Source organism: uncultured Agitococcus sp. (genome assembly GCF_937920075.1).
In the GTDB taxonomy this organism is placed as follows: domain Bacteria; phylum Pseudomonadota; class Gammaproteobacteria; order Pseudomonadales; family Moraxellaceae; genus Agitococcus.
Map to the genome: position 1 here is coordinate 1 of NZ_CALETI010000270.1, position 23,904 is coordinate 23,904.

19 protein-coding genes and 1 pseudogene are annotated in these 23,904 nt (G+C 39.9%); 7 read left to right on the forward strand and 13 right to left on the reverse strand.

Features of this window, described 5'->3' with window-relative positions; genetic code table 11:
- Positions 1 to 120: 120 nt before the first annotated feature.
- The 3 genes from Q0212_RS09260 to lipA form a co-directional block, all read right to left on the reverse strand.
- Complete coding sequence (locus Q0212_RS09260) at positions 121 to 735, reverse strand: YkvA family protein (RefSeq protein WP_297924765.1); 615 nt, start codon at positions 733 to 735, stop codon at positions 121 to 123.
- A 42-nt stretch (positions 736 to 777) separates the two neighbouring features.
- Positions 778 to 1,350: a hypothetical protein gene (locus Q0212_RS09265; protein ID WP_297924766.1), complete on the reverse strand. Its 573-nt coding sequence runs from the start codon at positions 1,348 to 1,350 to the stop codon at positions 778 to 780.
- Positions 1,351 to 1,742: 392 nt separating this feature from the next.
- On the reverse strand, positions 1,743 to 2,699 hold the full coding sequence (gene lipA / locus Q0212_RS09270) for a lipoyl synthase (RefSeq protein WP_297924767.1): 957 nt from the start codon (positions 2,697 to 2,699) through the stop codon (positions 1,743 to 1,745).
- A 277-nt stretch (positions 2,700 to 2,976) separates the two neighbouring features.
- Here lipA and Q0212_RS09275 point away from each other — a divergent pair, with 277 nt between their 5' ends.
- Positions 2,977 to 5,271: an MMPL family transporter gene (locus tag Q0212_RS09275; protein ID WP_297924768.1), complete on the forward strand. Its 2,295-nt coding sequence runs from the start codon at positions 2,977 to 2,979 to the stop codon at positions 5,269 to 5,271.
- Positions 5,264 to 5,989, forward strand: coding sequence for a hypothetical protein (locus Q0212_RS09280; protein ID WP_297924770.1), 726 nt, complete (start codon positions 5,264 to 5,266; stop codon positions 5,987 to 5,989). The genes Q0212_RS09275 and Q0212_RS09280 overlap by 8 nt, the downstream gene beginning before the upstream one ends.
- On the opposite strand, the gene Q0212_RS09285 is transcribed toward Q0212_RS09280, so the two are convergent.
- The 6 genes from Q0212_RS09285 to dusA all read right to left on the reverse strand — a co-directional run bounded on the left by Q0212_RS09285 (position 5,907) and on the right by dusA (position 12,617).
- Complete coding sequence (locus Q0212_RS09285) at positions 5,907 to 6,605, reverse strand: ABC transporter ATP-binding protein (RefSeq protein ID WP_297924771.1); 699 nt, start codon at positions 6,603 to 6,605, stop codon at positions 5,907 to 5,909. The two genes, Q0212_RS09280 and Q0212_RS09285, sit on opposite strands and share 83 nt — an antisense overlap.
- Entirely contained in the window at positions 6,598 to 7,812 is a 1,215-nt protein-coding gene (locus Q0212_RS09290; protein ID WP_297924772.1) for an ABC transporter permease, read from the reverse strand. The genes Q0212_RS09285 and Q0212_RS09290 overlap by 8 nt, the downstream gene beginning before the upstream one ends.
- A gap of 3 nt (positions 7,813 to 7,815) precedes the next feature.
- On the reverse strand, positions 7,816 to 9,000 hold the full coding sequence (locus Q0212_RS09295) for an efflux RND transporter periplasmic adaptor subunit (RefSeq protein ID WP_297924773.1): 1,185 nt from the start codon (positions 8,998 to 9,000) through the stop codon (positions 7,816 to 7,818).
- Between the two features lie 99 nt (positions 9,001 to 9,099).
- Positions 9,100 to 10,431: an adenylate/guanylate cyclase domain-containing protein gene (locus Q0212_RS09300; RefSeq protein WP_297924774.1), complete on the reverse strand. Its 1,332-nt coding sequence runs from the start codon at positions 10,429 to 10,431 to the stop codon at positions 9,100 to 9,102.
- A 172-nt stretch (positions 10,432 to 10,603) separates the two neighbouring features.
- Positions 10,604 to 11,554 (reverse strand): transaldolase, encoded by a 951-nt coding sequence (gene tal, locus Q0212_RS09305; RefSeq protein ID WP_297924776.1) that lies wholly within the window; start codon positions 11,552 to 11,554, stop codon positions 10,604 to 10,606.
- Positions 11,555 to 11,615: 61 nt separating this feature from the next.
- Complete coding sequence (gene dusA / locus Q0212_RS09310) at positions 11,616 to 12,617, reverse strand: tRNA dihydrouridine(20/20a) synthase DusA (RefSeq protein WP_297924777.1); 1,002 nt, start codon at positions 12,615 to 12,617, stop codon at positions 11,616 to 11,618.
- A gap of 94 nt (positions 12,618 to 12,711) precedes the next feature.
- On the opposite strand from dusA, the gene Q0212_RS09315 reads away from it, so the two are divergent.
- The 3 genes from Q0212_RS09315 (at position 12,712) to Q0212_RS09325 (ending at position 14,980) form a co-directional block, all read left to right on the forward strand.
- Positions 12,712 to 13,953 (forward strand): TIGR03862 family flavoprotein, encoded by a 1,242-nt coding sequence (locus Q0212_RS09315; RefSeq protein WP_297924778.1) that lies wholly within the window; start codon positions 12,712 to 12,714, stop codon positions 13,951 to 13,953.
- A gap of 250 nt (positions 13,954 to 14,203) precedes the next feature.
- Positions 14,204 to 14,449 (forward strand): TIGR03643 family protein, encoded by a 246-nt coding sequence (locus Q0212_RS09320; RefSeq protein WP_297924779.1) that lies wholly within the window; start codon positions 14,204 to 14,206, stop codon positions 14,447 to 14,449.
- A 9-nt stretch (positions 14,450 to 14,458) separates the two neighbouring features.
- Positions 14,459 to 14,980, forward strand: a complete 522-nt coding sequence (locus Q0212_RS09325; protein WP_297924781.1) for a lipocalin family protein — start codon at positions 14,459 to 14,461, stop codon at positions 14,978 to 14,980.
- Between the two features lie 31 nt (positions 14,981 to 15,011).
- Here the strand turns inward: Q0212_RS09325 and Q0212_RS09330 are convergent, their stop codons facing one another.
- Positions 15,012 to 19,751, reverse strand: a complete 4,740-nt coding sequence (locus tag Q0212_RS09330) for an NAD-glutamate dehydrogenase domain-containing protein (protein WP_297924782.1) — start codon at positions 19,749 to 19,751, stop codon at positions 15,012 to 15,014.
- Between the two features lie 448 nt (positions 19,752 to 20,199).
- Between Q0212_RS09330 and Q0212_RS09335 the strand changes: the two genes are divergently transcribed.
- Positions 20,200 to 20,613 carry a c-type cytochrome gene (locus Q0212_RS09335; RefSeq protein ID WP_297924783.1) on the forward strand — a complete coding sequence of 138 codons (414 nt, stop codon included), beginning with the start codon at positions 20,200 to 20,202 and terminating at the stop codon, positions 20,611 to 20,613.
- A 50-nt stretch (positions 20,614 to 20,663) separates the two neighbouring features.
- On the opposite strand, the gene Q0212_RS09340 is transcribed toward Q0212_RS09335, so the two are convergent.
- Genes Q0212_RS09340 through ubiG form a run of 3 tightly spaced genes read right to left on the reverse strand, consistent with a single transcriptional unit; the run spans position 20,664 to position 22,812 of the window.
- Positions 20,664 to 21,410, reverse strand: coding sequence for a YciK family oxidoreductase (locus Q0212_RS09340; RefSeq protein WP_297924787.1), 747 nt, complete (start codon positions 21,408 to 21,410; stop codon positions 20,664 to 20,666).
- Between the two features lie 20 nt (positions 21,411 to 21,430).
- On the reverse strand, positions 21,431 to 22,102 hold the full coding sequence (locus Q0212_RS09345; protein ID WP_297924784.1) for an HAD-IA family hydrolase: 672 nt from the start codon (positions 22,100 to 22,102) through the stop codon (positions 21,431 to 21,433).
- 2 nt (positions 22,103 to 22,104) lie between these two features.
- Positions 22,105 to 22,812 carry a bifunctional 2-polyprenyl-6-hydroxyphenol methylase/3-demethylubiquinol 3-O-methyltransferase UbiG gene (gene ubiG / locus Q0212_RS09350; RefSeq protein WP_297924785.1) on the reverse strand — a complete coding sequence of 236 codons (708 nt, stop codon included), beginning with the start codon at positions 22,810 to 22,812 and terminating at the stop codon, positions 22,105 to 22,107.
- A gap of 158 nt (positions 22,813 to 22,970) precedes the next feature.
- Here ubiG and Q0212_RS09355 point away from each other — a divergent pair.
- A pseudogene (locus Q0212_RS09355) lies at positions 22,971 to 23,720 on the forward strand (DNA gyrase subunit A); the annotation flags it as partial.
- Between the last annotated feature and the right edge of the window lie 184 nt (positions 23,721 to 23,904).

Genomic DNA, 23,904 nt, shown 5'->3' on the forward strand with positions numbered 1-23,904 from the left:
GAGCTTTGCTCGGTGCATTTTCAGCGGCTTCTTTGGCTGCTTTAGTGGTATTCTCTAATGCCGTTTGTGCGGCTTGTTTTGCTTTTTCAAAAAAAGACATACATAGAATCCTTGTGATGATTACTTATCAAACCAATTAGATAGTTTTTGTCTAGCTTTATTTTTTACATCTTCTGTAACATACATAGACACTGTTGCCAATGCTCCTACCAATGCACCTAAGTCATCTGAATAGCCAACAACAGGCGTAATATCAGGAATCGCATCTATAGGTGAAATAAAATAAGCTAATGCACTATAAATTACTGTTTTTGCCCATACAGGAGTATCATTTTCTTGAGCAGCATAATACAAAAAAAGAGCCTTTTCTATCACTTCTTTTCCTGCTGCCTTTGCGAAGTTCTTTAGTTTATCCCAAAAACTTGAGTCTGAATAATCATCGTATTTTTGAGGCTTGTTTGTCACAGGGAGTTCAACGGCTGTATTGACTACTACTTGAGCATTTTTAGACGTTGTAATAACATCCAAAGCTTGTTGTTGATTGATGTTTTTCTTGCTGTTCCTTTTTGTAGATAGATATTTATAGCCTGCAAAAGCTATTCCGCAAAGAATAAGCATATTAATAAAATCCAACCCAGCTTGATGTAAAAAACTAAAAACTTGAATCCAAGATATAATGGCTAATAAAGCCAACATCATCAATCCCAAAAAGGCTCCAAATCCAAAGCTTGCCATAAAAACCTCTAAAAACAATATGGTTGTGTATGCTATTTTTATCTATATTTTTTGAGATATAAATTTGTTCAGCTCCTCACGCCATTCAGCTAAGCCTTGTTGGTTGAGTATAGCAAATAACTCTTGAATCGCCTGTTTCTCCTTTTCCGCTGTTGATGGGCGTGCTTTAACATCAAATAATCTGAATAATAGCGGAAAATTAAAACAAGCTGCACCCCCTATAATTTTTATGGGAGTAAGAGTTTTGCCTTCTACAATCGCTTTAGAAGCATCAAAATAAGGTTGCAGCTCTTGAAGCACTGTATGAGGTAATATGTCTTTAAGTTGTGTTTCCACCATCATAAACGTTAATGCTTGAGTATGTGACATTGGTAATTCATGTTTGGCTTCTTTTTGCCATCGCCAGCCATAGGGGGAACTCTCGTCTCTACATTCCAATGGAAAAATAGTCGCTAAACCTTGTAAGTCGCGTTGAATAGTACGTAAATCAACATCAATTGAGTAATGGCATAATAATGACTCTTTAATATCTTGAGTACTGATGTAATGCACATGACGCAGCAGACGTAAAATATGCCATTGACGCATTAGAGTTGTTGTTTTTTCTTGGCGCATAATTAGAATGCTATAAATGGTTTGAGTATTGCTTTTTCTTTTTTGGAAATGTAAGGGTATCGACTCATGAGAGTAGCGATATAGTCTGTCCCTTCAGGTAGCTCATGCATATTAATAGGAGGTCTTTGGATTCGTACAAAAGGAATTTTAGTGGGTATGGTGCTAGTATGATAATCATTCCAGAGTATCATTAAAGAAAAAGGAAATGGAAGCGATACAGCGTACGATTTCATGGCATTTTCCATGCACAAAAGAGTTATCCTTAATATCGCGTCAAATCATTTTTTATGCAATGGTATCTCAAAAATGCAGCGACATTATAGGTCGTCACAGTTATTGATGATGGCGTATGTTAGGAGGTATTTTTATACCTCCACACATTTTACTCTCAATCACCCTAACGCCTTTCCTTCATACTGCCTATCCGCATGATACGAAGAACGTACCATTGGCCCACTCCAAATATTGGTGAAGCCTAATTTTTTGCCATAATCAGCATATTCTTTAAATTCATCAGGATGGACAAAACGATCAACAGGTGCGTGATTTTTTGACGGCTGTAAATATTGGCCAATGGTTACGAGGTCAACATTGTGGGCGTGTAAATCGTCCAATACTGCTAAAACTTCTTCTTTGGTTTCGCCAATCCCGACCATCAAACCACATTTAGTGGTTACGTCTGGACATTCTTCTTTAAAGCGTTTAAGCAACGTGAGAGAGTGTTGATAATCCGAACCAGGTCTAATCGCTTTATAAATTCTGGGCACGGTTTCGATGTTGTGGTTAAACACATCGGGTGGACACTCGCGCATAATCCGCAAGGCAATATCCATGCGGCCTCTAAAATCAGGTACTAAAACTTCAATTTTAGTATTTGGATTCAACGAGCGTGTTTGGCTAATACAATCGACAAAATGTTGTGCGCCACCATCTTTTAAATCGTCACGGTCAACCGAAGTCACTACGACATATTTTAACTTGAGATTAGCCACGGTTTCGGCTAAATGACGTGGTTCATCAGCATCTAAGGCATTAGGACGGCCATGTGCGACATCACAAAACGGACAGCGGCGCGTACAAATATCACCCATAATCATAAAAGTAGCTGTGCCACCGCCAAAGCATTCAGGCAGATTAGGACACGCGGCTTCTTCACAAACAGTATGTAATTTCTGTTCGCGTAATAAGCCTTTAATACGTTGAACTTCGTTGGGGTTAGAAATACGAACACGAATCCAGTCAGGTTTACGCGGTAGGGTTTCGGTTGGAATCACTTTAACTGGAATACGGGAAACCTTTTCGGCACCACGTAACTTTTCGCCAGTCACGACTTTAACGATTTCGCTCATTAGCAATTGCTCTTGCTGAAAGGAGATGAAGAGAGGGATGAAGCTATTTTAGCGTAATTGCTACTTTTGCGCATCTTTGATTAGGATTTGCTGTTCATTGGCTAGTTTTTGGAGATTAACGACAATTCTTTGACTTTGGATGCCTAGTTAGAGTTTGCCTATATAGACTGTTTTTAAAATCAAGTATTCTCGCGCTTTAACTCAACCTCCCAAAAAACTCCTCAAATTTTACATATTCCATCAAGTTAGATGGAGTAATAGTTTAGGTATTGATTAGATGAATGCTCGTTTTAACAGTTTGGTGATAAACAATCCAAAATCTGCCTTAGCGGTGATGTTTTTAGCGATTGTACTTGCATGTATTGGTTTTAAAAATTTATGGTTAAGTACCTCATTTAAGATTAACTTCGATAAAACCAATCCCTTATTAATTGCCATGAATGAGCAAGAAGATACCTTCTCAAAAAATGACAATATGGTGGTATTGGTGATTGCTAAAGATGGCAATATTTTTAACCGCCAAGCCTTGCAAGCGATTGATGAGTTAACCGATTTGGGATGGAAAAGCCCGTTTGCTAGTCGGGTTGACTCTTTAACTAACTTTAACAGTGTTGAAAGTGATAACGACAATATTGTTGTTGAACCTGTTTTAGATAATCCGAGCACAAAAACCGATGAGCAATTAGCCAAAGGCAAACAAGCAATTTTAAATAGTCCTGAGTTAAAGGGCTATTTGGTATCAAATAATGGCCGTAGCTCAATTGTGCTAATGACCTTTCAATTGCCCGAAAATCCTGTTGGCGAAATTAAACAAATTTCTGATCATGTGCATCACATTGTTGACCAAGTTGCGCCTAAGTACCCACAAGTCGAATTTCATGTCACAGGCACAGTCGAAGCATCAATGTCGTTTACCGATGCCATGCTCAAAGATATGGCCTTACTGTTACCAATCGGCTATGGCTTAATGATTGCCTCGTTAACCTTATTGTTGCGTAGTTTTTGGGCAACGGTGATTACACTGAGTTTAGTGAGTGTGGTCAGTGTGTTGGTCATGGGTATTAAATGTTGGTTTGATGGCGCAATTACCGCAGTCAATATGTTTGCACCAACGATGATTATGACCATTGCCATTGCCGATTGTGTCCATGTATTAACAGGGTTTTTATTGCATTACCGAGAAGGGCTGAGCAAAAAAGAGGCGATGCTTACTTCCTTAACTGAAAGTCGAAAAGCGGTATTTTTAACCAGTATTACCACAGCCGTTGGTTTTGCCTCACTTAATTTTCATGAGTCACCAACCTATCGTGAACTAGGTAATTTGGTTGTTTTTGGTATTGGTGTTGCTTGGTTTTTAGTCTATGCCTTGTTACCTGCTTTGGTGATGGTATTGCCAATTAAAGCAGGTAAACCGCAAAATGGGGCTAAGCAGTTTATGACCGCTTGGGCAAATTGGGTGATTAAATATCCAAAGCAAATTTTAGCAGTGATGGCGATTGTCTCCATTACGATTATTGCCGTAGGTATGCCACGTAATGAACTCAATGAAATGTTTACCACCTATTTGGATGATACTTTTGAGTTTAAGCGTTCTAACACCAAATTAAATGAAGAGTTGGGTGGCATTCACCGTTTGTTGTATACCCTTGATTCAGGCAAAGAAAATGGTATTTATGAGCCAGCTTATTTGCAACGTTTAGATGCTTTTGCCACATGGTATAGACAGCAACATGGCGTGTCTAACGTTTATACCTACACCGATGTGATGAAGCGTTTAAATCGTGCTATGCACAATAATGATCCGCAAGCCTATACTTTACCAAATAGTGTCGAGTTAGCTGCTCAATATGCCTTAGTTCATGAAATGTCTTTATCCGAAGGCCAAGAACTGACCAATATGGTGAGCATGGATAAACGTAAAACCATGTTAACGGTGATTGTTTCCGAAACCGATTCAAAAGCATTACTCGCATTAAACAAAAGCGCCGAAGATTGGTTAGCAAAAAATGCCACCCCTGAAATGAAAACCAAAGGCGTTGGCTTGGATTTAATTTTCTCCAATATGGCGATGACTAATATTCCATCCATGGTTTACGGCACGTTTTTGTGTATAGTGATTGTCTCGTTAATGTTAGGAGTAGCTTTAAAATCTTGGCGTTTAGGCACAATTAGTTTGTTTGTTAACTCGTTACCTGTGGCTATAGCTTTGGGTTTATGGGGCTTTATTAATGGTCGTATTGATATTGGTGTAGCAGCCGTAGGGACATTATCGTTTGGTATTGTCGTTGACGATACCATTCACTTTATGACTCATTATCAAAAGTTTAAACAAGCTGGTATGGCATCAGTTGATGCGGTTCGTGAGGTTTTTGTTAGCTCTGGTTTAGCGATGATTACCACAACAGTGGCTTTGATTGGTGGTTTTGGTATTTTGGCTTTTTCTCACTACAGTGCCAACGCCAATATGGGCTTTTTGACGGCTGTGTGTATGTTTTTAGCAATTATTTTTGATTTATGTGCGTTGCCTGCGTGGTTGGTATGGCGTGATAAAGCCGAGGTGCGCCATGACTAAACAGCTTGGTCATTTTGAATTACATTTAGTAGAAGCGATGGCCATAAATAGTCAGCGACAAGCTTTTTATGGTCAAAAAACACAAGGAAAATCCAAGTGGTTGAGTTGGTTGTTAATTTGGTCTGAACGTATGACTTTGGCCTTAGCTCGCTATTTTGATAAAAGCGCACGCCCGTTTAATGAGCGTGGTATTGCTGTGGTTGAGGCTGATTTTGTGTCGATGGCAGACATTAAACCTGTTGAAACGGCACCAATTTACCAAGGCATAGCAACCGCTGCGCAACGTAAACAAGTGTTGATGTGGTTAAAACAACTGCAAAAACAGGCAAAGCCTGCCTTAAAACAAGGTAACTATCAGCAAGTTGCTGATTTGACTGCACAAACGTTGCAACAGCTTCATGACTATGAGCAACAAACGGCTTGTCATTATGCCATGACTATACATTTGTTGGAGTCATTAGGTTTTGCGGCGTTACATGCAGTGCAATATATTGAGCAGGATGCTCAAGTTGAAAGCTTATGTCGACGTTTAGTGGCTATTCAAGTGTTGTTATTAACAGGCGGCATTTTTTATGATCGTTTGGCACAGCCTTGTCATGCACAAGGGGCAGGCATATTATTCAATGATGTGCCAGTTATTCCGTTTTTAACCGAGTATCACGCTCTAAAATCCCATCCTTCAACACTAGTTGTCGATCACAGCGGTTTGCTAAATTAACATCATGAGTGACAATCAAGAAGGCAGTGCCGTCTTCTTGATTGATTTGCCGTAATAAAGTAAAAATACTATCTGCTGTTTGTGAATCTAAGTTACCTGTTGGTTCATCAGCTAACACCAAAGCAGGCTGTGCCATTAAGGCTCTGACAATTGCCACACGCTGTTGTTGTCCACCTGATAATTGTGTGGGGTAGCGGTGTGCGTATTTTTCTAATCCGACTTTGGCCAATAACTCTTGGGCGCGTGCTTTCAGTTGTTTATCGGCAATACCACGAATTTTCATGGGCATCATCACGTTTTCAATCGCCGTAAATGCCGACAATAAGTGGTGAAATTGAAACACAAAACCTAAAGCATGATTACGCAGGCGAGTACGTTCTTGTTCATGAAGCTGGCTAATTTGTTGACCTGTTAAATATAGCTCTCCAGAGCTAGGCTGCTCTAATAAACCAATTAAATTCAGCAAAGTCGATTTTCCTGAGCCTGATTGACCAATTAAGGCGGTAAATTCACCTTGTTTTAAACTAAAAGAAATATCTTTTAAGACATGATTTTGGGCTTCACCCTCGCCATAAATACGATTAAGTTTTTCTAGCACCAAAACCGAGTTAGCCATAACGAATCGCCTGTACAGGGTCAAGTTTAGCGGCACGTAGGGCAGGCATTGCCGCAGAAATTAAACCAGTCAACGTCGCAACAAGCATGGTGGTGACAAACACTTCTTGAGTCAGAGCCAATTGAAATAAAGGTTCGCCTGTTGCACTTTTAACGAATAGGGTAAAGATTTTAACCAAGCCCATGCCAGCCAAAGAACCTAAAATTGAGCCAATAAAGCCTAATAAACCACCTTGAATTAAAAACACCACCAACACTGAGCGTTGGCTTAAACCCATTGCCCGTAAAATACCAATTTCTTTTTGTTTTTGTACCACAGCAATTGCTAAGACACTGGCAATACCAAAGGCCACCGAAATTAACACAAAAAATCGAATTAGCGTGGTTGAAGCTGTTTGGGAGCGGAGAGCTGTCATTAACTGTTGGTTGCTGCTCATCCAACTTTCGGCTTTAATCGGGTATTGTTGTTGTAATTGTTGAGCAATTTTTTCAGCATCAAATAAGCTATAAACTTGTAAATCAATGCCCGTAATTTGACCTTGTAAATCAAGTAAATTTTGTGCCGAGCGTAACGACAAATACACCCAACGTCTGTCTAAATCTTTAATGCCAAATTCAAAAATACCCGTAATTCGCACCGAAATTTGTCGATTATTGGCGGTTAATAAATTCAAATTATCACCCACACGTATCCCTAAATCATCCGCCAAACGTGTACCTATCATCGCCTCATTACTATTAAGCTGTAGTTGGCCTTGTTTAAGATAGTCTTTAAGTGGAATGATACGGTTATAGGCTTCGGGTTGAATGCCTAATATCGCAACTGACTTGTCAGCTTGGCCACGTAAGGCAAAGGCTGCACCAGATAACACTGGCGAAACCGCTTTAATTTTCGGGTCAGTTTGGATTTTTTGTTCAATCAATTGCCAGTTTAGAATAGGTTCTATGCGTTGCGGGCGAGGTTGAGTTTGTCGAAAAACTTGCTCACCTTTAACACTAGCTAGTAATTCCTTATCAGGTTCGGTTAACACAATATGCGCTTGTGTGCCTAAGGTTCGATCAATAATTGTCCGTTGTAAGCCTGTCACTAGCGTAGTAATAAAGACAATGACTGCGACACCCAAGGCAATACCACTGGCAATTAACAAAGTTTGGGTTTTACCTTCTTTAAGAAAGCGTGTGGCGAGTTGCCATTCAAACCAGACCATTTGTTAGCGCGCCTGAATTGCTTGTTTGGCTTGTAGGGGAGTTGGGCTATCAATTAATTGGCTATTTTCATCCAAGCCCTCAATAATTTGTACTTGATCTAAATGACGCAAACCAATACGCACATTTTGACGTTCTGCTTGCTGATTTTTTGCTAACCAAACCCAATATTGATTATCGTTTTGTTGGAGCAATTTGCTTGGAATAATCACTGTTTTTTGCACAGCTTGGCTTAATAGTTCTAAAGAAACCGTCATGCCTTCTTGTAAAAAGCTTGGCCATTGTGTGTTTTGTAAACGAATTTCAACCGTTCCACGACTATTATCAATGGTAGGGGAAATATAGCTAATTTGAGCTGTAAAAGCTTGTTGTGGAAAGGCATCAGCAATCACTGAAGCTTGTTGTTTGAGGTGGAGTTGTGGTAACCAACGCTCATCAACGTTAGCAATAATTTCAGCCGCTTGTTTGGGGCTAAGAGCAACAATGGCTTCACCTTGTTTGACGTATTGACCAACACTCACTTTTCTTTCAGTAATAACGCCATCAAAAGGGCTAATAATGGTTTGACGTTGTTGCCGAATTTGACTTTGGGCTAATAATGCTTGGGCTTGTTGCAGTTGGTTAAGCGCAGTTTGTTCGTCTAAACCTTGTGCCTGAACCGCTTGTTGTTGCAAAAGGGCGGTAGCTAATTCTTTTTCACGTAAACTTAAGGTTTCTTGCGCCGTGATTAAGTTGTTTTGAGAGGTTAATTGTTGTTGTGCTAAGGCTTGAGTATCACTTAATTGGCGTTTAGCTTGCTTTAGCAAAATTCGGGCTTGCTCAACTTTAAGCTCTGCTTGTTGGCGTTCAATGGTTTGTAAACGATTGAGTTTGAGTTGAGCATTTTTGACATTGGCTTGTTGTTGTTGCAATAAGGGGGCAACATCTTTGTCATTAACAAATGCAATCACTTGCCCTTTGCTGACGGCTGTACTTTCTTCAAGAACGCTACTAATTAATCCCGCATTTTCATTATGTAGTGTGGTGTGAGAGCTATTTTTGACTTGGCCTGTTGCTAAAATAGTGCTTTGTAATTGGCTGATTTGCGGCTTAATAATACTGACTTTAACAGGACGTTGCTGCCAATAATAATTACCACCAGCCCCTAAAACAGCTCCTAAGAGTAATGTCGCAATCAGATTTTTGTTCATATATTTATAGATAATGTAGGGGCAACCCTTGTGGTTGTCCGATGATATGAATATGTGTACGTTTGTTAATTAGGATAACCACAAGGACTATCTCTACAATTACAAAATCTTTGTGTCGCGTAATTTTTTCTCGGCTTGCTCAAGTGCTTTAAGCACGGCCTCTTTCTCAAAATTACGAATTTTGCTTAAATCCATGTGCATTGTAAAACCAGATAACTCGTGTTCAATCCAACTACTATGGCTGTTAATATCTTTATGAAAGTCAACCACTTCCCACACTTGAGTCGGTTTGGCAATACCACGTAAGGTAACAGCCCCTTTTTCTTTACACAAGATTTGGTCACGAATTAATAAATAGGTTTCGTGAGAAATAAGAATTTCATCAACCGCAGCAATACTTTGTAACCGAGCGGCTAAGTTGGCATCTCGACCAATAATGGTATAACTCATCCGAGTTTCTGAACCAAAGTTACCCACATGACAATAGCCTGTATTAATCCCCATACGAATATGTAAAGGCTTATCAATATGTTGGCTTTGCCATTTTTGTCGCAAAATTTGCATTTCTCGGCGCATTTCAACCGCCATAGACACACAAGCTAATGCGTCTTCTTTTGCTCCTTTAGAAACAGGATCGCCGTAAAAAATTAAAATCGCATCACCAATAAATTTATCAATAGTGCCACCGTATTGCAGGGCAATTTTTGACATACGCTCAAAGTAAGTATTAAGCATTTCGGTGAGTAAATCTGGCGGCATTTCGTCAGATGTTTCGGTAAAGTCTTTGATGTCAGAAAAGAAAATAGTTAGCTTTTTGCGTTGGGTTTGTAGTTTGGCATCACGTTTGCCTTTAAAGATCGATTCCCAAACTTGAGGAGGGAGGTATTTGATAAGCTTACGTGATAGTTGGAATGACTCTTCTTTTTGCTCTTGTAGCTCTTGTTTAGCAGTTATTAAATCACGAGATTGGGCACGAGAGTGAAAAGAATTAAGTCCAAAATAAACAGCTAATCCAACAAGTGCAACGGCATTCACAGACATAGGAATACTTTCGTGGACATTGGGTTCTAATCCAAATGCAAAGCCACCTAACAATGAGCCTAATACACAAAAAAATCCTGTAAAAACCCATAAAAATAAACTACCAAAGCCTAATACAGTTGCATTAAGCATGGCGATAAAAACGAGCATAGGGACTAAAGCATAATGAACAGCAGCAATACCAAAACCAGTAATTAAACCATCTAACAATAAAGTCACCGCCGTTGCTTGTGATGGAATACTGTTTCGTAAATGACGATGTAGCCAAGATTGTGTAAAGGCTAAAGCAAGCACAACTGGCAACATTGCAGTCATCTTAGGATGATAGATGCCTGTATAGATACCAGATGCAAAAATTGCAACAGCTACCATATAGGCTAATAGGCGCATATGTCGCGAGCCTAGCTCTAGTAAGTTTTGTAGCTGGTTGTTGGTGTTACTCATTGTGATTAAGCTTAATAAAATTTAATTTGTATTATGATTAGAATATCCTGAACAAGATAAACATAGCTTTGTTAATAATCAAGCGGTTATTAACAAAGTTACACATAATGTATAGAATTTAGCCCAAAAGCTTTAAGATTTTTTGTTCTAATAATCTAATATCTGCAGCGAACAAACGAATCCCTTCTGCTAGTTTTTCGGTGGCCATTGCATCTTCGTTGTGTTGCCATCTAAATTCAGCATCACTTAAGCGTGTTAAACAAGCTTGGTGTGTAATGTTTTGGCTGTTTAGTTGGCAAGAAATAGGCGAACTTTCGGCAGATAGGCTGTCTAATAGAGCAGGGCTGATGGTTAATTTATCACAACCCGCTAATGCTAAAATTTCACCTGTATTTCTAAAGCTAGCCGCCATCACAATGGTTTTATAGTCACAGGCTTTATAATATTCATAAATACGTTTAACCGATACTACACCTGGATCAGTGTCGGCGGTGTAGTCCTGACCAGTTGATTTTTTGTACCAATCTAAAATGCGGCCAACAAACGGCGAAATGAGGGTAACACCTGCTTCAGCACAGGCTTGAGCTTGAGCAAAGCTAAACAATAAGGTTAAATTACAATGAATACCTTCTTGCTCTAATAATTCAGCAGCTTTAATGCCTTCCCATGTACTTGCAATTTTTACTAAGACCCGCTCACGGCCAATACCTTGTTGTTGATAGCGTTGAATCAAACGACGAGCTTGTTCAATTGTGGCTTTGGTGTCAAAAGAAGCACGAGCATCCACTTCGGTCGAAACAACACCATCAATCGATTTTAAAATCTCTGTGCCAAAGCCGACACCAATTGCTTCAATTGCTGCTTGAAGGCGGGCTTGTTCGGTGGGAAGTTTTTGAGCTTCTTTAATGCCTGCGTCAATAATATGGGCATATTCGGCTTGATTGGCGGCTTTTAAAATTAAGGATGGATTTGTGGTGGCATCAACAGGCTTAAGACGTTGAATGCTCGCAATATCTCCTGTGTCAGCAACGATAGTACTTAATTTTTTTAACTGTTCTAATTGATTCATTGGTGTTCCCTAATATTCATGAAGTTTGGTTGAATATAGCAGTATTTTGTTTAGATTCTAATTAAACAATCTCAGGTTGTGTGCTTTTTTGTACAAAACTAGCGGCTTCTTTGACAAGCTCTATGCCATGATGTTTTTGGTGAGCATAGGTGCTTAAATGTTGTCGCCATTTACGTGCGCCTGTCATGCCTTGAAATAACCCTAAAATATGTCTGGTCATTTGCATTAAAGGTACACCATTTGCTAACTCTTGTTCCATAAAAGGTAAAAATTTTTCTAAAATTTGATGGGGAGTAGGTGTGTCTTCACCCCAAAATTTCAAAGCTTGCGCCAAAATATAGGGATTATGATAAGCCTCACGACCAATCATCACTCCATCTGTGTGTTGCCAATGTTGTTGAATGTCATCAACGGTTCTAATACCACCATTGATTTGAATATCTAAATGCGGAAAATCTTTTTTTAACTGATAAACATCTTGATAACGTAAAGGCGGAATTTCTCGATTTTCTTTAGGAGATAAGCCCTGCAGAATGGCAATACGTGCATGAACAATAAATGTTTGGCAGCCAGTTTGAGCAACGGTTTCAACAAATTTATATAGGTTTTCGTAGCTATTTAAATCATCAATGCCAATACGATGTTTGATGGTGACAGGGATTTTGACGGCTGCTTGCATGGTGCTAATACAATCAGCAACCAAATGAGGCTCGGCCATTAAACAAGCACCAATCTTGTTTTTTTGTACACGGTCAGATGGACAACCAACATTTAAGTTAACGGCATCATAACCATAATCTTCGGCAAATTGACTGCAACGTGCTAAATCGGTGGGATCTGCGCCACCTAATTGTAAAATAACGGGGTGTTCTTGTTCGGCAAAACGTAAAAAGCGGTGTTTATCGGCATGCAATAAAGCACCAGTTGTCACCATTTCAGTATAGAGTTGAACATGACGATTAAATAATCGTAAAAAATAACGGCAATGGCGGTCTGTCCAATCCATCATCGGGGCAACGGATAGAATCTTGGGTGATGGAAGCGGAGATAAATCTAAGGTCATGACACAAAAACAATGAATATTTTAAAGTTTGATATTTTAGCTGATTAAATGTTTTAATCACCTTTTATTTAGAGCCTGTGATTATTATTGTCTCATGTCTGATCTCTCTATTCCTCATATTGCCATTATTGGTGGCGGTGCGGCTGGCCTGATGGCAGCTGATATATTGCGTGCCTATCCTGTTCAGGTCTCTATTTATGAAGCGAAGCCCTCGGTTGGCCGTAAGTTTCTGTTAGCAGGCAAAGGCGGTATGAACATCACTCATTCCGAAGACTTTGACGCATTTTGTCAGCGTTATGGTGCAGAAAAGCCATTTCTCCAGCCGATGCTTGAGCAATTTAATAATCAAGCGGTACGAGATTGGATGCAGGGTTTAGGTTTTGACAGTTTTGTTGGTAGTTCTGGCCGAGTGTTTCCTACCGATATGAAGGCTGCACCGTTGTTGCGGGCATGGTTGCATCGTTTGCGTGAGTCTGGCATTAAAATTTGTGTTCGTCATCGTTGGTTGGGGTGGACAAACGAAAGCAAGCTAAAGTTTGCTACACCAGAAGGTGTACAACACATTGCTGCTGATGCGGTGATTTTGGCGTGTGGTGGTGGCAGTTGGCCACAATTAGGCTCTGATGGTGCATGGCAGTCGGTGTTACAAGCACAAGGTATTAGCGTAAAGCCATTACAAGCGGCCAATTGTGGTTTTGATAGCCTATGGTCAAGCAGCTTTAGCCAAGAATTTGCAGGGCAACCCATTAAATCTGCAGTTTTAGCGTTTACAGATGCACAAGGTAATGCCTATCGCAAACAAGGCGATTTTGTCATTACTGCGACAGGCATTGAAGGTAGTTTGATTTATGCCTTGTCGCGGCCATTACGCGAATTTATCCATCAAAACGGCAAAGTCACGGTGTATTTAGATTTATTTCCCCATAAAACGGTTGAGCAACTTTATACCTTGTTAAGCAAGCCACGAGCCGCTTCGTTGTCGTGGTCGAGTTTTGTGCGTAAACAATTAGGTATTCAGGGGGTAAAAGCGGCATTATTACGTGAGTGTACGACTAAGCAGCAAATGCAAGATGCCAAACAGTTGGCCAGTTTGTTAAAAGCCTTACCGATTACCTTAACTCAAACACGACCTATTGCGGAGGCGATTAGTAGTGCAGGCGGCGTGGAGTGGTCGGCATTAACGGCAGATTTGCAGCTAAAAAATCGGCCTAAGGTGTTTTGTGCAGGTGAAATGATTGATTGGGAAGCCCCCACAGGCGGTTATTTATTAACAGCTTGTTTTGCAACGGCAAAATGTGCAGCGTTGGGTGTGGTGAGGGAGTTGGGATTAAATTAATAAATAGCAAGGTAGGATGAGTTGAGGTACTTAACCCATCAGATTGATTATCTTGCTAAATTGTGGTTTTTTTACGTCAACCCACGCTACGATTTTTTAAAATATTAAAGTAGATTATCTTAGATTTTGTTTGACTCATTTTATATTACTCACCAACCTTATACACAAATACCACTTTCATTAAACTTTGTCCTATTGCCAGTTGGTTCGTCTTATTTAAGATAAAACAAACCCAATTGGAATAAATGCCATGCAAACTCAAGACTTATCACGCATTATCGAAATGGCATGGGAAGACCGAACGCCCTTTGAAGCCATTCAACAACTTTATGGTCTAAACGAATCAGCGGTGATTCGTTTAATGCGCAAAACACTCAATCCCAATAGTTTCAAATTATGGCGCAAACGGATGACAGGTCGAAAAACCAAACACCTTGCTTTGCGGGGTTTTGAAAGTGGGCGAGCGTATTGTCCTCAACAATACAAGCATCACTAGGAGTAAGCTATGCGCTATCTTGCTTTATTGGCTGTCATGCTTTGCAATACTGCATGGGCAGAATTTACCCCTAAAACAGTATCAAAAGTAGACTTAAACCGTTATATGGGTAAATGGTACGAAGTCGCTAAAATTCCCAATACCTTTCAAAAATCCTGCGTGCAAGATATTACCGCCAGTTATAGTTTGTTAGCGAACAATCAAGTAAAGGGCATCAATAGTTGTCGTAAAGCCAATGGCCAAATTTTTCAAATGGGTATTCAAGGTAAAATCAAAGACAACAGCAACGCGAAATTAGGCTTTAAAATTACCTCAAGCTGGCTGCGTTTTATTCCCATGTTAGAAACGGATTATTGGATTGTCGATTTGGCAGAAGATTATAGTCATGCCACTGTTTCAACCTCAGATGGCAAATATTTATGGATTTTAGCCAGACAGCCACAACTAGCCGAACCTGTCTATCAACAAATTTTGCAACGTGTGGCCAAGTTAGGTTTTGCAACCGATAAAGTGGTTAAAAATAAATCTTAAAAAGCCAGCACTAGGCTGGCTTGAAGACGGATTATTTTAGCTGTATCAATAGTTTATGTAATTGCGAAGTTAAGACAACATAAGGTGCATAGCTAGCTAAATCACTAGGGCTCAGACGACGGCGGAATTGATGCCAATCAATAAATATTTGTTGATTAGCTCTTAACCACATAGTTAACCATGATTGTTGTGACTCCTGAGTGCTTTTCCATTTGCTTAGAGCATCTTCTGTAAGTTGAGCCATGTCGCGTAATAAACCTGCTCGCAATTGATCTCGTGCAGCCGCTTCCCATGTATTATTAACTGCTAGATTTTGCAAAGCACGTTGCACATCAGTTAAACCCAATGTTTCTTCAATAACCTCATAAAAGTAAGCAACATTTTCTACCGAGATTCCTTTATCTTGCGCCAAACGACACATATCTAATAAAGGCAAAATTTGATCTAAAGAGGCTAAACGCTCAGCTAAATGAGCATTAAAGCCTTTAGCGACTAAATCATTTTTGGCATTTTGCCAACCTTCTAAACGTTTATGGTTAAGATGATTAGGCAAGTCATTAAGTAAGGGGGCTAACATGCTAAAGTCAGCAATAATTTGTTCACTTGGTTTTTCGGCATAAGCTAAAAACCAACCACAAGCGCGGCGAGTATAGCTTTGTAATGCAGCATACTGTGGCAGTAAAACGCTGTCTGTTAAGTCTTTGCTATCATCAAGTTGTTGCCATACTTGATCTAAACCTAATAAAGCTCTAGCTACCATAAAAGCACGTGCTAATTTTAAAGGCGTACTCCGCTCATTTTGTAGTAAGCGTGGAATAGACCCCATACCTAAGCGTTCGGTCATCAAACGGGCTAAACGAGTTGCCGCTAATGACACAGCTAATGGATGCTTTTGTAAGGTGCTAGCATAATTTTTGCGAATCGCAACAGGAAATAACGCCTGAGCCTCAGTCATTAACTGTTTGTCATTAAATAATTCTGCTGTGCTAAGTGCAGCTTTAAGCCAGTTTTTGGTGTAGGCCAATAAAATTGCCAATTCGGCACGTGTTAAAGGTTGCTGAGTGCGAATACGTGCTTCCCAAATACGTACATCAGGAATGGCTTCTAAATGACGATCTAAGCCTGCATTCACTTCTAAAAAGTCTGCTAATGTTGAGTACTCACGATGTCTCAATAAAGATTGATGATTAGCAATCGCTAAACATTGTGTTTGAGCGTAGTTATTATTAAGTACCGCTTGGGCAATTTCGTCTCGCCATTCTGCTAATAAATTTTTGTAATCGTCGGCTGACAAGCGACGTGCTTGCTGTTCGCGCTGTAAAAATATTTTGATATTGACTTCATGATCAGAGCAATCTACACCAGCCGAGTTATCAATAAAGTCAGTATGAGATAAGCCACCATTGAGTTGATATTCAATACGAGCACGTTGAGTAAAGCCTAAGTTGCCTCCCTCGCAAACAATACGCGCGCGTAATTGGTTAGCATTAACACGCACATTATCATTTAAACGGTCACCAACATCGGCATGATTCTCATCGCTTGCTTTGACATAAGTGCCAATTCCACCATTCCATAACACATCAACTGGCATTTTTAAGATGGCACGCACTAAATCATCGGCAGATAAGATATTGTCTTGTACCATGAGCATATCTTTCATTTCTTCGCTTAAAACGATTTTTCGCTCATTGCGAGAAAATATACCACCACCTTCAGACATCAATTCACGGTTATAATCACGCCAATCACTTTGGGGTAAGGCAAATAAACGTTTACGTTCTTGATAGCTGGTTTCTGGATCAGGATAGGGATCAATAAAAATATAATTATGGTTAAATGCCGCTTGTAAGCGGATTTGTTTACTTAATAATAAGCCATTGCCAAATACATCACCCGACATATCGCCAATACCAACCATGCTGAATGGTTCATTATATGGGTCAAAATCGGCTTCTTTAGCTAAGCGCGCAAGAGAAATAAATGCGCCGCGTGCAGTAATCCCCATTGCTTTATGACTATAACCATTACTACCACCAGAAGCAAAAGCATCACCTAACCAAAATTGATATTCAGCCGCTACTGCATTAGCAGTGTCAGAAAAAGTCGCAGTGCCTTTATCGGCGGCAACGACTAAATAAGTGTCTTGACCATCATGGCAAACGACATTTTTGGGCGAAATAATTTTATCTTTATGACGGTTATCTGTAATGTCTAAAAGACCACGTAAAAATTCTTGATAGGCATTTAGGGCAATATCATATTTATCACCATAAGTGGCTCTAACAACAAAGGCACCTTTTGCACCAACAGGGACAATCACCGCATTTTTGACTTGCTGTGCTTTGACTAAGCCCAATACTTCAGTTCTAAAGTCTTCGGGACGATCTGACCACCGAATACCACCACGAGACACTTGACCAAAACGTAGATGTAAACCTATCACATCGGGGCTATAGACAAAGACTTCGCGCCAAGGTTTTGGGTTAGGTAAATTGCGTAACTGGGAGGAGTCAAATTTAATGGCAATACGTTGACTTTTAATTGCTGATGGCATGTAGTAGCTAGTGCGTACAATGGCCATAATCAAGGCCATAAACTCACGTAACACACGATCATCGCTTAAAGAACTGACTTTATCTAAGGCCAAATCAATACGCTTTAAAATTGCATCTTGTCGTTCTGAGCGATCTGTAATAATACTTGGGTCAAATCGGGTTTGGAATAATTCTAATAAACTACGACCAATATTGGGATAGCGAGTGAGTGCTTCAACTTGGGCAGTCGCAGACAATGGAAAACCTGTTTGTTTTAGGTAGGCAGATAATACTCTAAAAATGTGAGCTTCACGCCAACGACAGGGGAGTGTTGTCACTAAACGGTTAAAATTATCTGCTTCAATTGCGCCTTGCCATAATACTTGCATGGCTTCACGCACATAGGCTAAGGTTTGAACAAAGGCTTCTCGTGCTAAATTATCAGGTAGTTCGGTTCTAAAATCATGTAGCCATAAACAATTGCTTTCTAACAATAAAGGAAAGGCTTGCTCTTGTAACACTTTAAGGCCAAAACTTTCCAAAATCGGCATGACTCTTGATAAAGACAATTGTTGATGCCATTGTAGAATTTTAAAACGTGCTGTTCTGCCTTCTGTGGGAGATACTTCGACAGCTAAGGGATTTTCTGGCCGTAATGTTTCTAAAAAAGTCACATCTACTAAAGCATCTTGAGGCCGATAGTTTTCTTTATAACCTTCGGGAAAAACATTTTGATAGCGACGAAATAGTTGGTTGGCTAACATTGGTTGATATTTAGTCATGAGTAAACTTAACAGTTCGTCATCCCATGTTCGAGCCAAACGCTTGAGAACACTTTCGGTTTCTTCAATATTAATACGTGGTGGGTTTTTATCTTCAAAAACTAATAAACCTTGTAGTCTAATCCAACGATGTTCTGAAACATAAGCAGTCATTACTGCATCAGTAGCATTAAAACGTGCTTGTAAAAACTCTCCTGTACGGCTAACAAAAGTTTGATTATACAAGGGTTTTGGTAAATAAATAAAAACTGAAATAAAGCGTTTCCACGGGTCTAAACGCCAAATAAAGCGCAACTCATTACCATATTTTTGTTTTACCATAGGTAAAAACGCATTAAGCAAATCTTCCTCTGTGGCTAATAAGAGTTCGTCTCGTGGATGTGTGCGTAACATACGGTCAAAGTTGCGACCATCATGGCTAATTTTGCGTAATCCAGACGAAATATCTACTGTCGTAATTTTGTGACGTAAGACGGGCATGGTCATTGGGTCATGCTGATTAACCCGACTGGTATATAAGCCCCAAAAACGATATTCACTTTTGCCATCTGGCATTGGCACAATAACCACATCAGCATAACGATCATGATGAATAGGCGAGCGAGTTAAAGATTTACCAAAAAATAAACGACCTTCTTTTTCTTGTTTAATGGTGTTGGGAAAAGTGTCATCTAGCCAATCAATATGTAAGTTAGTACTGATAGGATCAATACCTGCAATTTCTTCTTTGCCTGATTCGTCACGGTGACGTACTGCTAAAAAAGTAAAATGGCCACGAATTAACCATTGTAAAAAAGCGTGGGATTCCATACGAATGACGGCTGCATCGCCTTCTTTAGGCATTTTTTCAATTAATTTTTGTGCCGCATCACGCAATAATCCTTGCATTCTAGGAAAGCCATCAACCACTCTACGCAACATATTTAATGAGGCATAAATATGGGTTTCTAAGTCTTTTAATGCGTCATTTTCAAAAACTTCGGATAACTCAATATGAATTAAACTACGGTATTCATCAGCATTTGCATTAGTGTTTTTGGGAATATCTGTAATTTGACAATAGCGATTACGACGTAGTGGTAAATTAATGTCCATTAGCACGCTAACGTCGTAGCCACCACGTTGTAAGGCAATTCTTAAAGAATTAAGCAAAAAAGGCATTTCGGAACTATAAATTTCAATCACAGTTCCTTCGGAGCGCCATCCTGCTTTAACAGGCTCCGGATTAAAGACACGAATGTTAATTTCTTGACGACTATCAGCAACAAATTGCCAAAATCCCCATAAACACGCAGACAATGAGTGGGGGGTATAACGCCGTAATTCGTCACCTAATAAGGCTTTTAAGGCACGTTCAGCAAAAGTCGCAAATAAAGGGTTTTCGTAAGCAGCACAAACATCTAAGCAATTTTGTCGTGTTTGTTGAGACCAAGCTTCGGTGCTGGATAACATGAGTTTGCACTCCTTGTAAAAATAATTCTTTTTAAATTTTAAAGACGAATTAAAAGTTTATTGTTCAATCGTTGTTTTAGAATTTAGCTATTTATTAAACTTTAAGATATACACTGCTTGGCAAAATTGTGCAATTGACCGTAGATTACTTACTGAACATTTTGTTGCGAAGATGTGTACGACTTACGCATTTTGCCAAAGGTAACGCGTTTTATGGATATAGAACGGTTGAAATCCGAACAAATAAACGATGACTGTGTAAAACTTTATGATGACTCATGATTGATTTAAACCAAATGAATTGTCTAAAAGGTATTATTTCTTAAAGGGTTGTTGATTATTTGAGCTAAATAATTTTGATGTCATTGCAGGGAATACTTTGTCCTTATGAGTTTTGCGGTTATACTTGCGCGCAAATTTTAATTGTTATGCTTTTGTGAGGCTTTCTGTGAAAAAATTAGCTTTGTTAGCAGCGTTAGTTGGCTTAAGCTGTTCTTTTAATACTTATGCAAAAGAAGACCAATCGGCAGTGATTGAACGCATTAAACCTTATGGTAGCGTGTGTGTACAAGGCAAAGAATGTTCGGTTAAAGCACCTGTTGCTGCTGCGGCAGCTCCTGCTGGTGGTGAACCTCGTTCTGGTGAGCAAGTTTATACCGCAGTTTGTGCAGGGTGTCATGGTGCAGGGGTGATGGGTGCGCCTAAATATGGCACAGCCGATTGGGCACCACGTAAAGCTAAAGGTATGGCTACATTATATGATCATGCTATCAAAGGCTTTAATTCTATGCCTGCAAAAGGTGGTTGTGCTGCTTGTCCTGATGAGGAAATTAAAGCTGCTGTTGATTATATGGCTAAGTAAGCCAAGTATTAAAAGAAACCCTGCAAATGCAGGGTTTTTTTATCAAACCTTTATTTATCTCTGGCATCAAACGATTTACCATTAACACCCACACTTTCTGCCCCCATTAAAAACAAAAACAGCGGCATAATTTGTTCGGCAGGTGGTACTTGGCTTGGGTCTTCCGCAGGATACGCTTTGGCGCGCATTGCCGTACGAGTGCCTTGAGGATTAATGCAATTAACCCGAACTTTAGAGGTGTTAGCTAATTCATCGGCAAATAACACAGTTAAATTTTCGATGCCAGCTTTAGCAACGGCATACGCTCCCCAAAAAGCGCGGGCTTTGCGGCCAACACTGCTACTCATAAAAATAACCGATGCTTCGGGCGCACGTTTTAATAACGGCAACAAATGTTGGGTTAACATAAATGGCGCGCGCAAGTTTACCTTCATCACTTCGTCCCAAGTATTTGGGTCATACATTTCGAGCGGTGTTAAATCGCCCAAAATGCCAGCACTGTGTAAAATGCCATCTAAACGACCAAATTCTTGTTCAATATTAATGGCTAATTGCTCATATTCTGTGGGAATAGCAGAGCTAAAGTTCATCGGAATAATGGCAGGTTGTGCGCCACCATCAGCCTCAATTTCATCGTAAACGTATTCAAGTTTTTTAAGGTCACGGCCTAATAAAATCACTGTTGCGCCATGCTTAGCATAAACTTTAGCAGCCACTCGACCAATGCCATCACTTGCACCTGTCACCAAAATTACTTTATCTTTTAATAAATCGTTTGTAGCTTGATAAGAACGCATTTCTTCAATGGTCAGCATAATTATTCTCCTAATTTAAATAAATCTACTAATTCGGCAACGGTTGCAACACTATAGTCGGCTTGCCAATCTTCAATTTTTTCACCCTCAACAATATAACCAAAGCCAACAGCAATAGTGGTCATGTTGGCATTTTTGCCTGCTTGAATATCGCGAAGATGATCGCCTATATAGATGGTTTGTTCAGTTTTAACTGCCAACTTTTGACACGCTAAATACATCGGTTCGGGGTCAGGCTTAGTGTTTTTGACATCATCAGGGCAAACCAATACTGCACAACGTTCTGTTAAGTTTAGTGCAGATAATAAGGCTTCGCTTAAATGTCTAGGTTTGTTGGTCACAATCCCCCACGGAATTTGTTTTTTTTCAAATTGCGTTAATAAACTGTCTAAACCCTCAAAAACACGGCTATCTTGGCAAATATCGCCATAATAATCATCAAGGAGTTGTTGGCGTAAGGCTAAAAATTCGGGCGATTCTAGTTCGTAATGTGGAAAACCCACTTTAATCATGGCGCGTGCTCCTGCGGAAACAGCAGCGCGAATATCATCATGGGGCAGTGGAGCTAATTGGTGTTGTGCACGTAAGTTGTTGACAATACGCACAAAATCAGGGGCAGTATCAATTAACGTGCCATCTAAATCAAATAATACAGCTTGCAGATTTTCTATCATAATTACGCTCGGGTATAAACCATATAATTAACATCAACATTAGGCGCAAGCCAGTAATATTTGGTAATAGGGTTGTAATGTAGGCCAATGCTTTCTTTAAGATTTAACTTGGCGGCTCTAATCCATGTCGCTAATTCCGAAGGACGAATAAATTTTTGATAATCGTGTGTGCCTTTGGGCAATAGTCTTAATACATATTCTGCACCAACAATGGCAAATACATACGATTTGGGATTGCGGTTAATGGTAGAAAAAAACACATGACCATTGGGTTTTACTAATCGCTGACAGGCGGCAATAATCGACGCAGGGTCTGGCACGTGTTCGAGCATTTCCATACAAGTCACCACATCAAAACTATGTGGCTGTTCTTCGGCGAGCTGCTCAACAGGCACTTGGCGATAGCTAATATTGGTAACTTGTTGTTGCTGAGCATGTAAGGTAGCTACTGATAAAGGTGCTGCACCCATATCAATACCCAAGACTTCTGCACCACGTTTAGCCATAGATTCGGCCAAAATTCCCCCACCACAACCCACATCTAAAACGCGTTTGCCTGCCAATTGCACACGTTCATCAATCCAGTTTAAACGTAAAGGATTAATTTGATGTAAGGGTCTAAATTCGGAATTCATATCCCACCATTTGGCGGCTAAAGCTTCAAATTTAGCAATTTCACTGGGGTCAACATTCAGTGGCGTGTTACTCATGTTAAAAGCTCTCAAAAGGGCAATAATTTGTCGCGCAGTATAAGCGATTCTTTATTAAAAAATGCGAAAAACCTGCTTTTATGGTATATTGTTCGGCTTGATAAGGATACTTAACAATCATTATTTAAACTCCCTTTTTATGCCCGTCGAGAACACGCATGACAGAATTTGCCCCAGAAATCGTCCCTGTCAATATTGAAGACGAATTACGCCAATCCTATTTAGATTATGCCATGAGCGTTATTGTTGGCCGCGCTTTGCCCGATGTGCGTGATGGCTTAAAGCCTGTTCATCGTCGTGTGTTATTTGCGATGCACGAACTTGGTAACGACTGGAATAAATCCTATAAAAAATCCGCTCGTGTTGTCGGTGATGTCATCGGTAAATATCACCCTCATGGTGATACGGCGGTGTATGACACCATTGTGCGTATGGCACAGCCATTTAGCTTGCGTTATTTATTGGTTGATGGTCAAGGTAACTTCGGTTCGGTAGATGGTGATGCGCCTGCTGCGATGCGTTATACCGAAGTGCGTATGACCCGTTTGGCGCATGATTTGTTGGCTGACCTCGAAAAAGAAACCGTAGATTGGTTGCCCAACTATGATGGCAGTGAATTAATTCCTGCGGTGTTACCAACGCGTATTCCCAATTTATTAGTCAATGGCTCTCAAGGAATTGCTGTTGGAATGGCGACTTCAATTCCACCGCATAATTTAGGAGAAATTATTGACGCTTGTCTTGCCTTAATTGACAAACCTGAGACTGAAATCGAGGGATTACTGAAACATGTAAAAGGCCCAGATTTTCCAACTTATGGGGAGATTCATGCAACCAAACAAGAGATAGCCAAAATTTATGAAACCGGACATGGTTCACTGAGACTGCGCGCTCAATATCAAGTTGAGTAGCAGAAAAAATTTGGCAAAAAAAGTGAGCTCTTTTACTCTCTAACCATTTATTCCTTTTCCAGCAGGTCGTGTGATGGCAACAATTCTCATTTATACATCTAATGTCGTAGGTAAAGCCATGGCTGGGCCAGCCATTCGGAGCTGGGAATTTGCCAAATCTCTTAGCCAAAAACATAAAGTC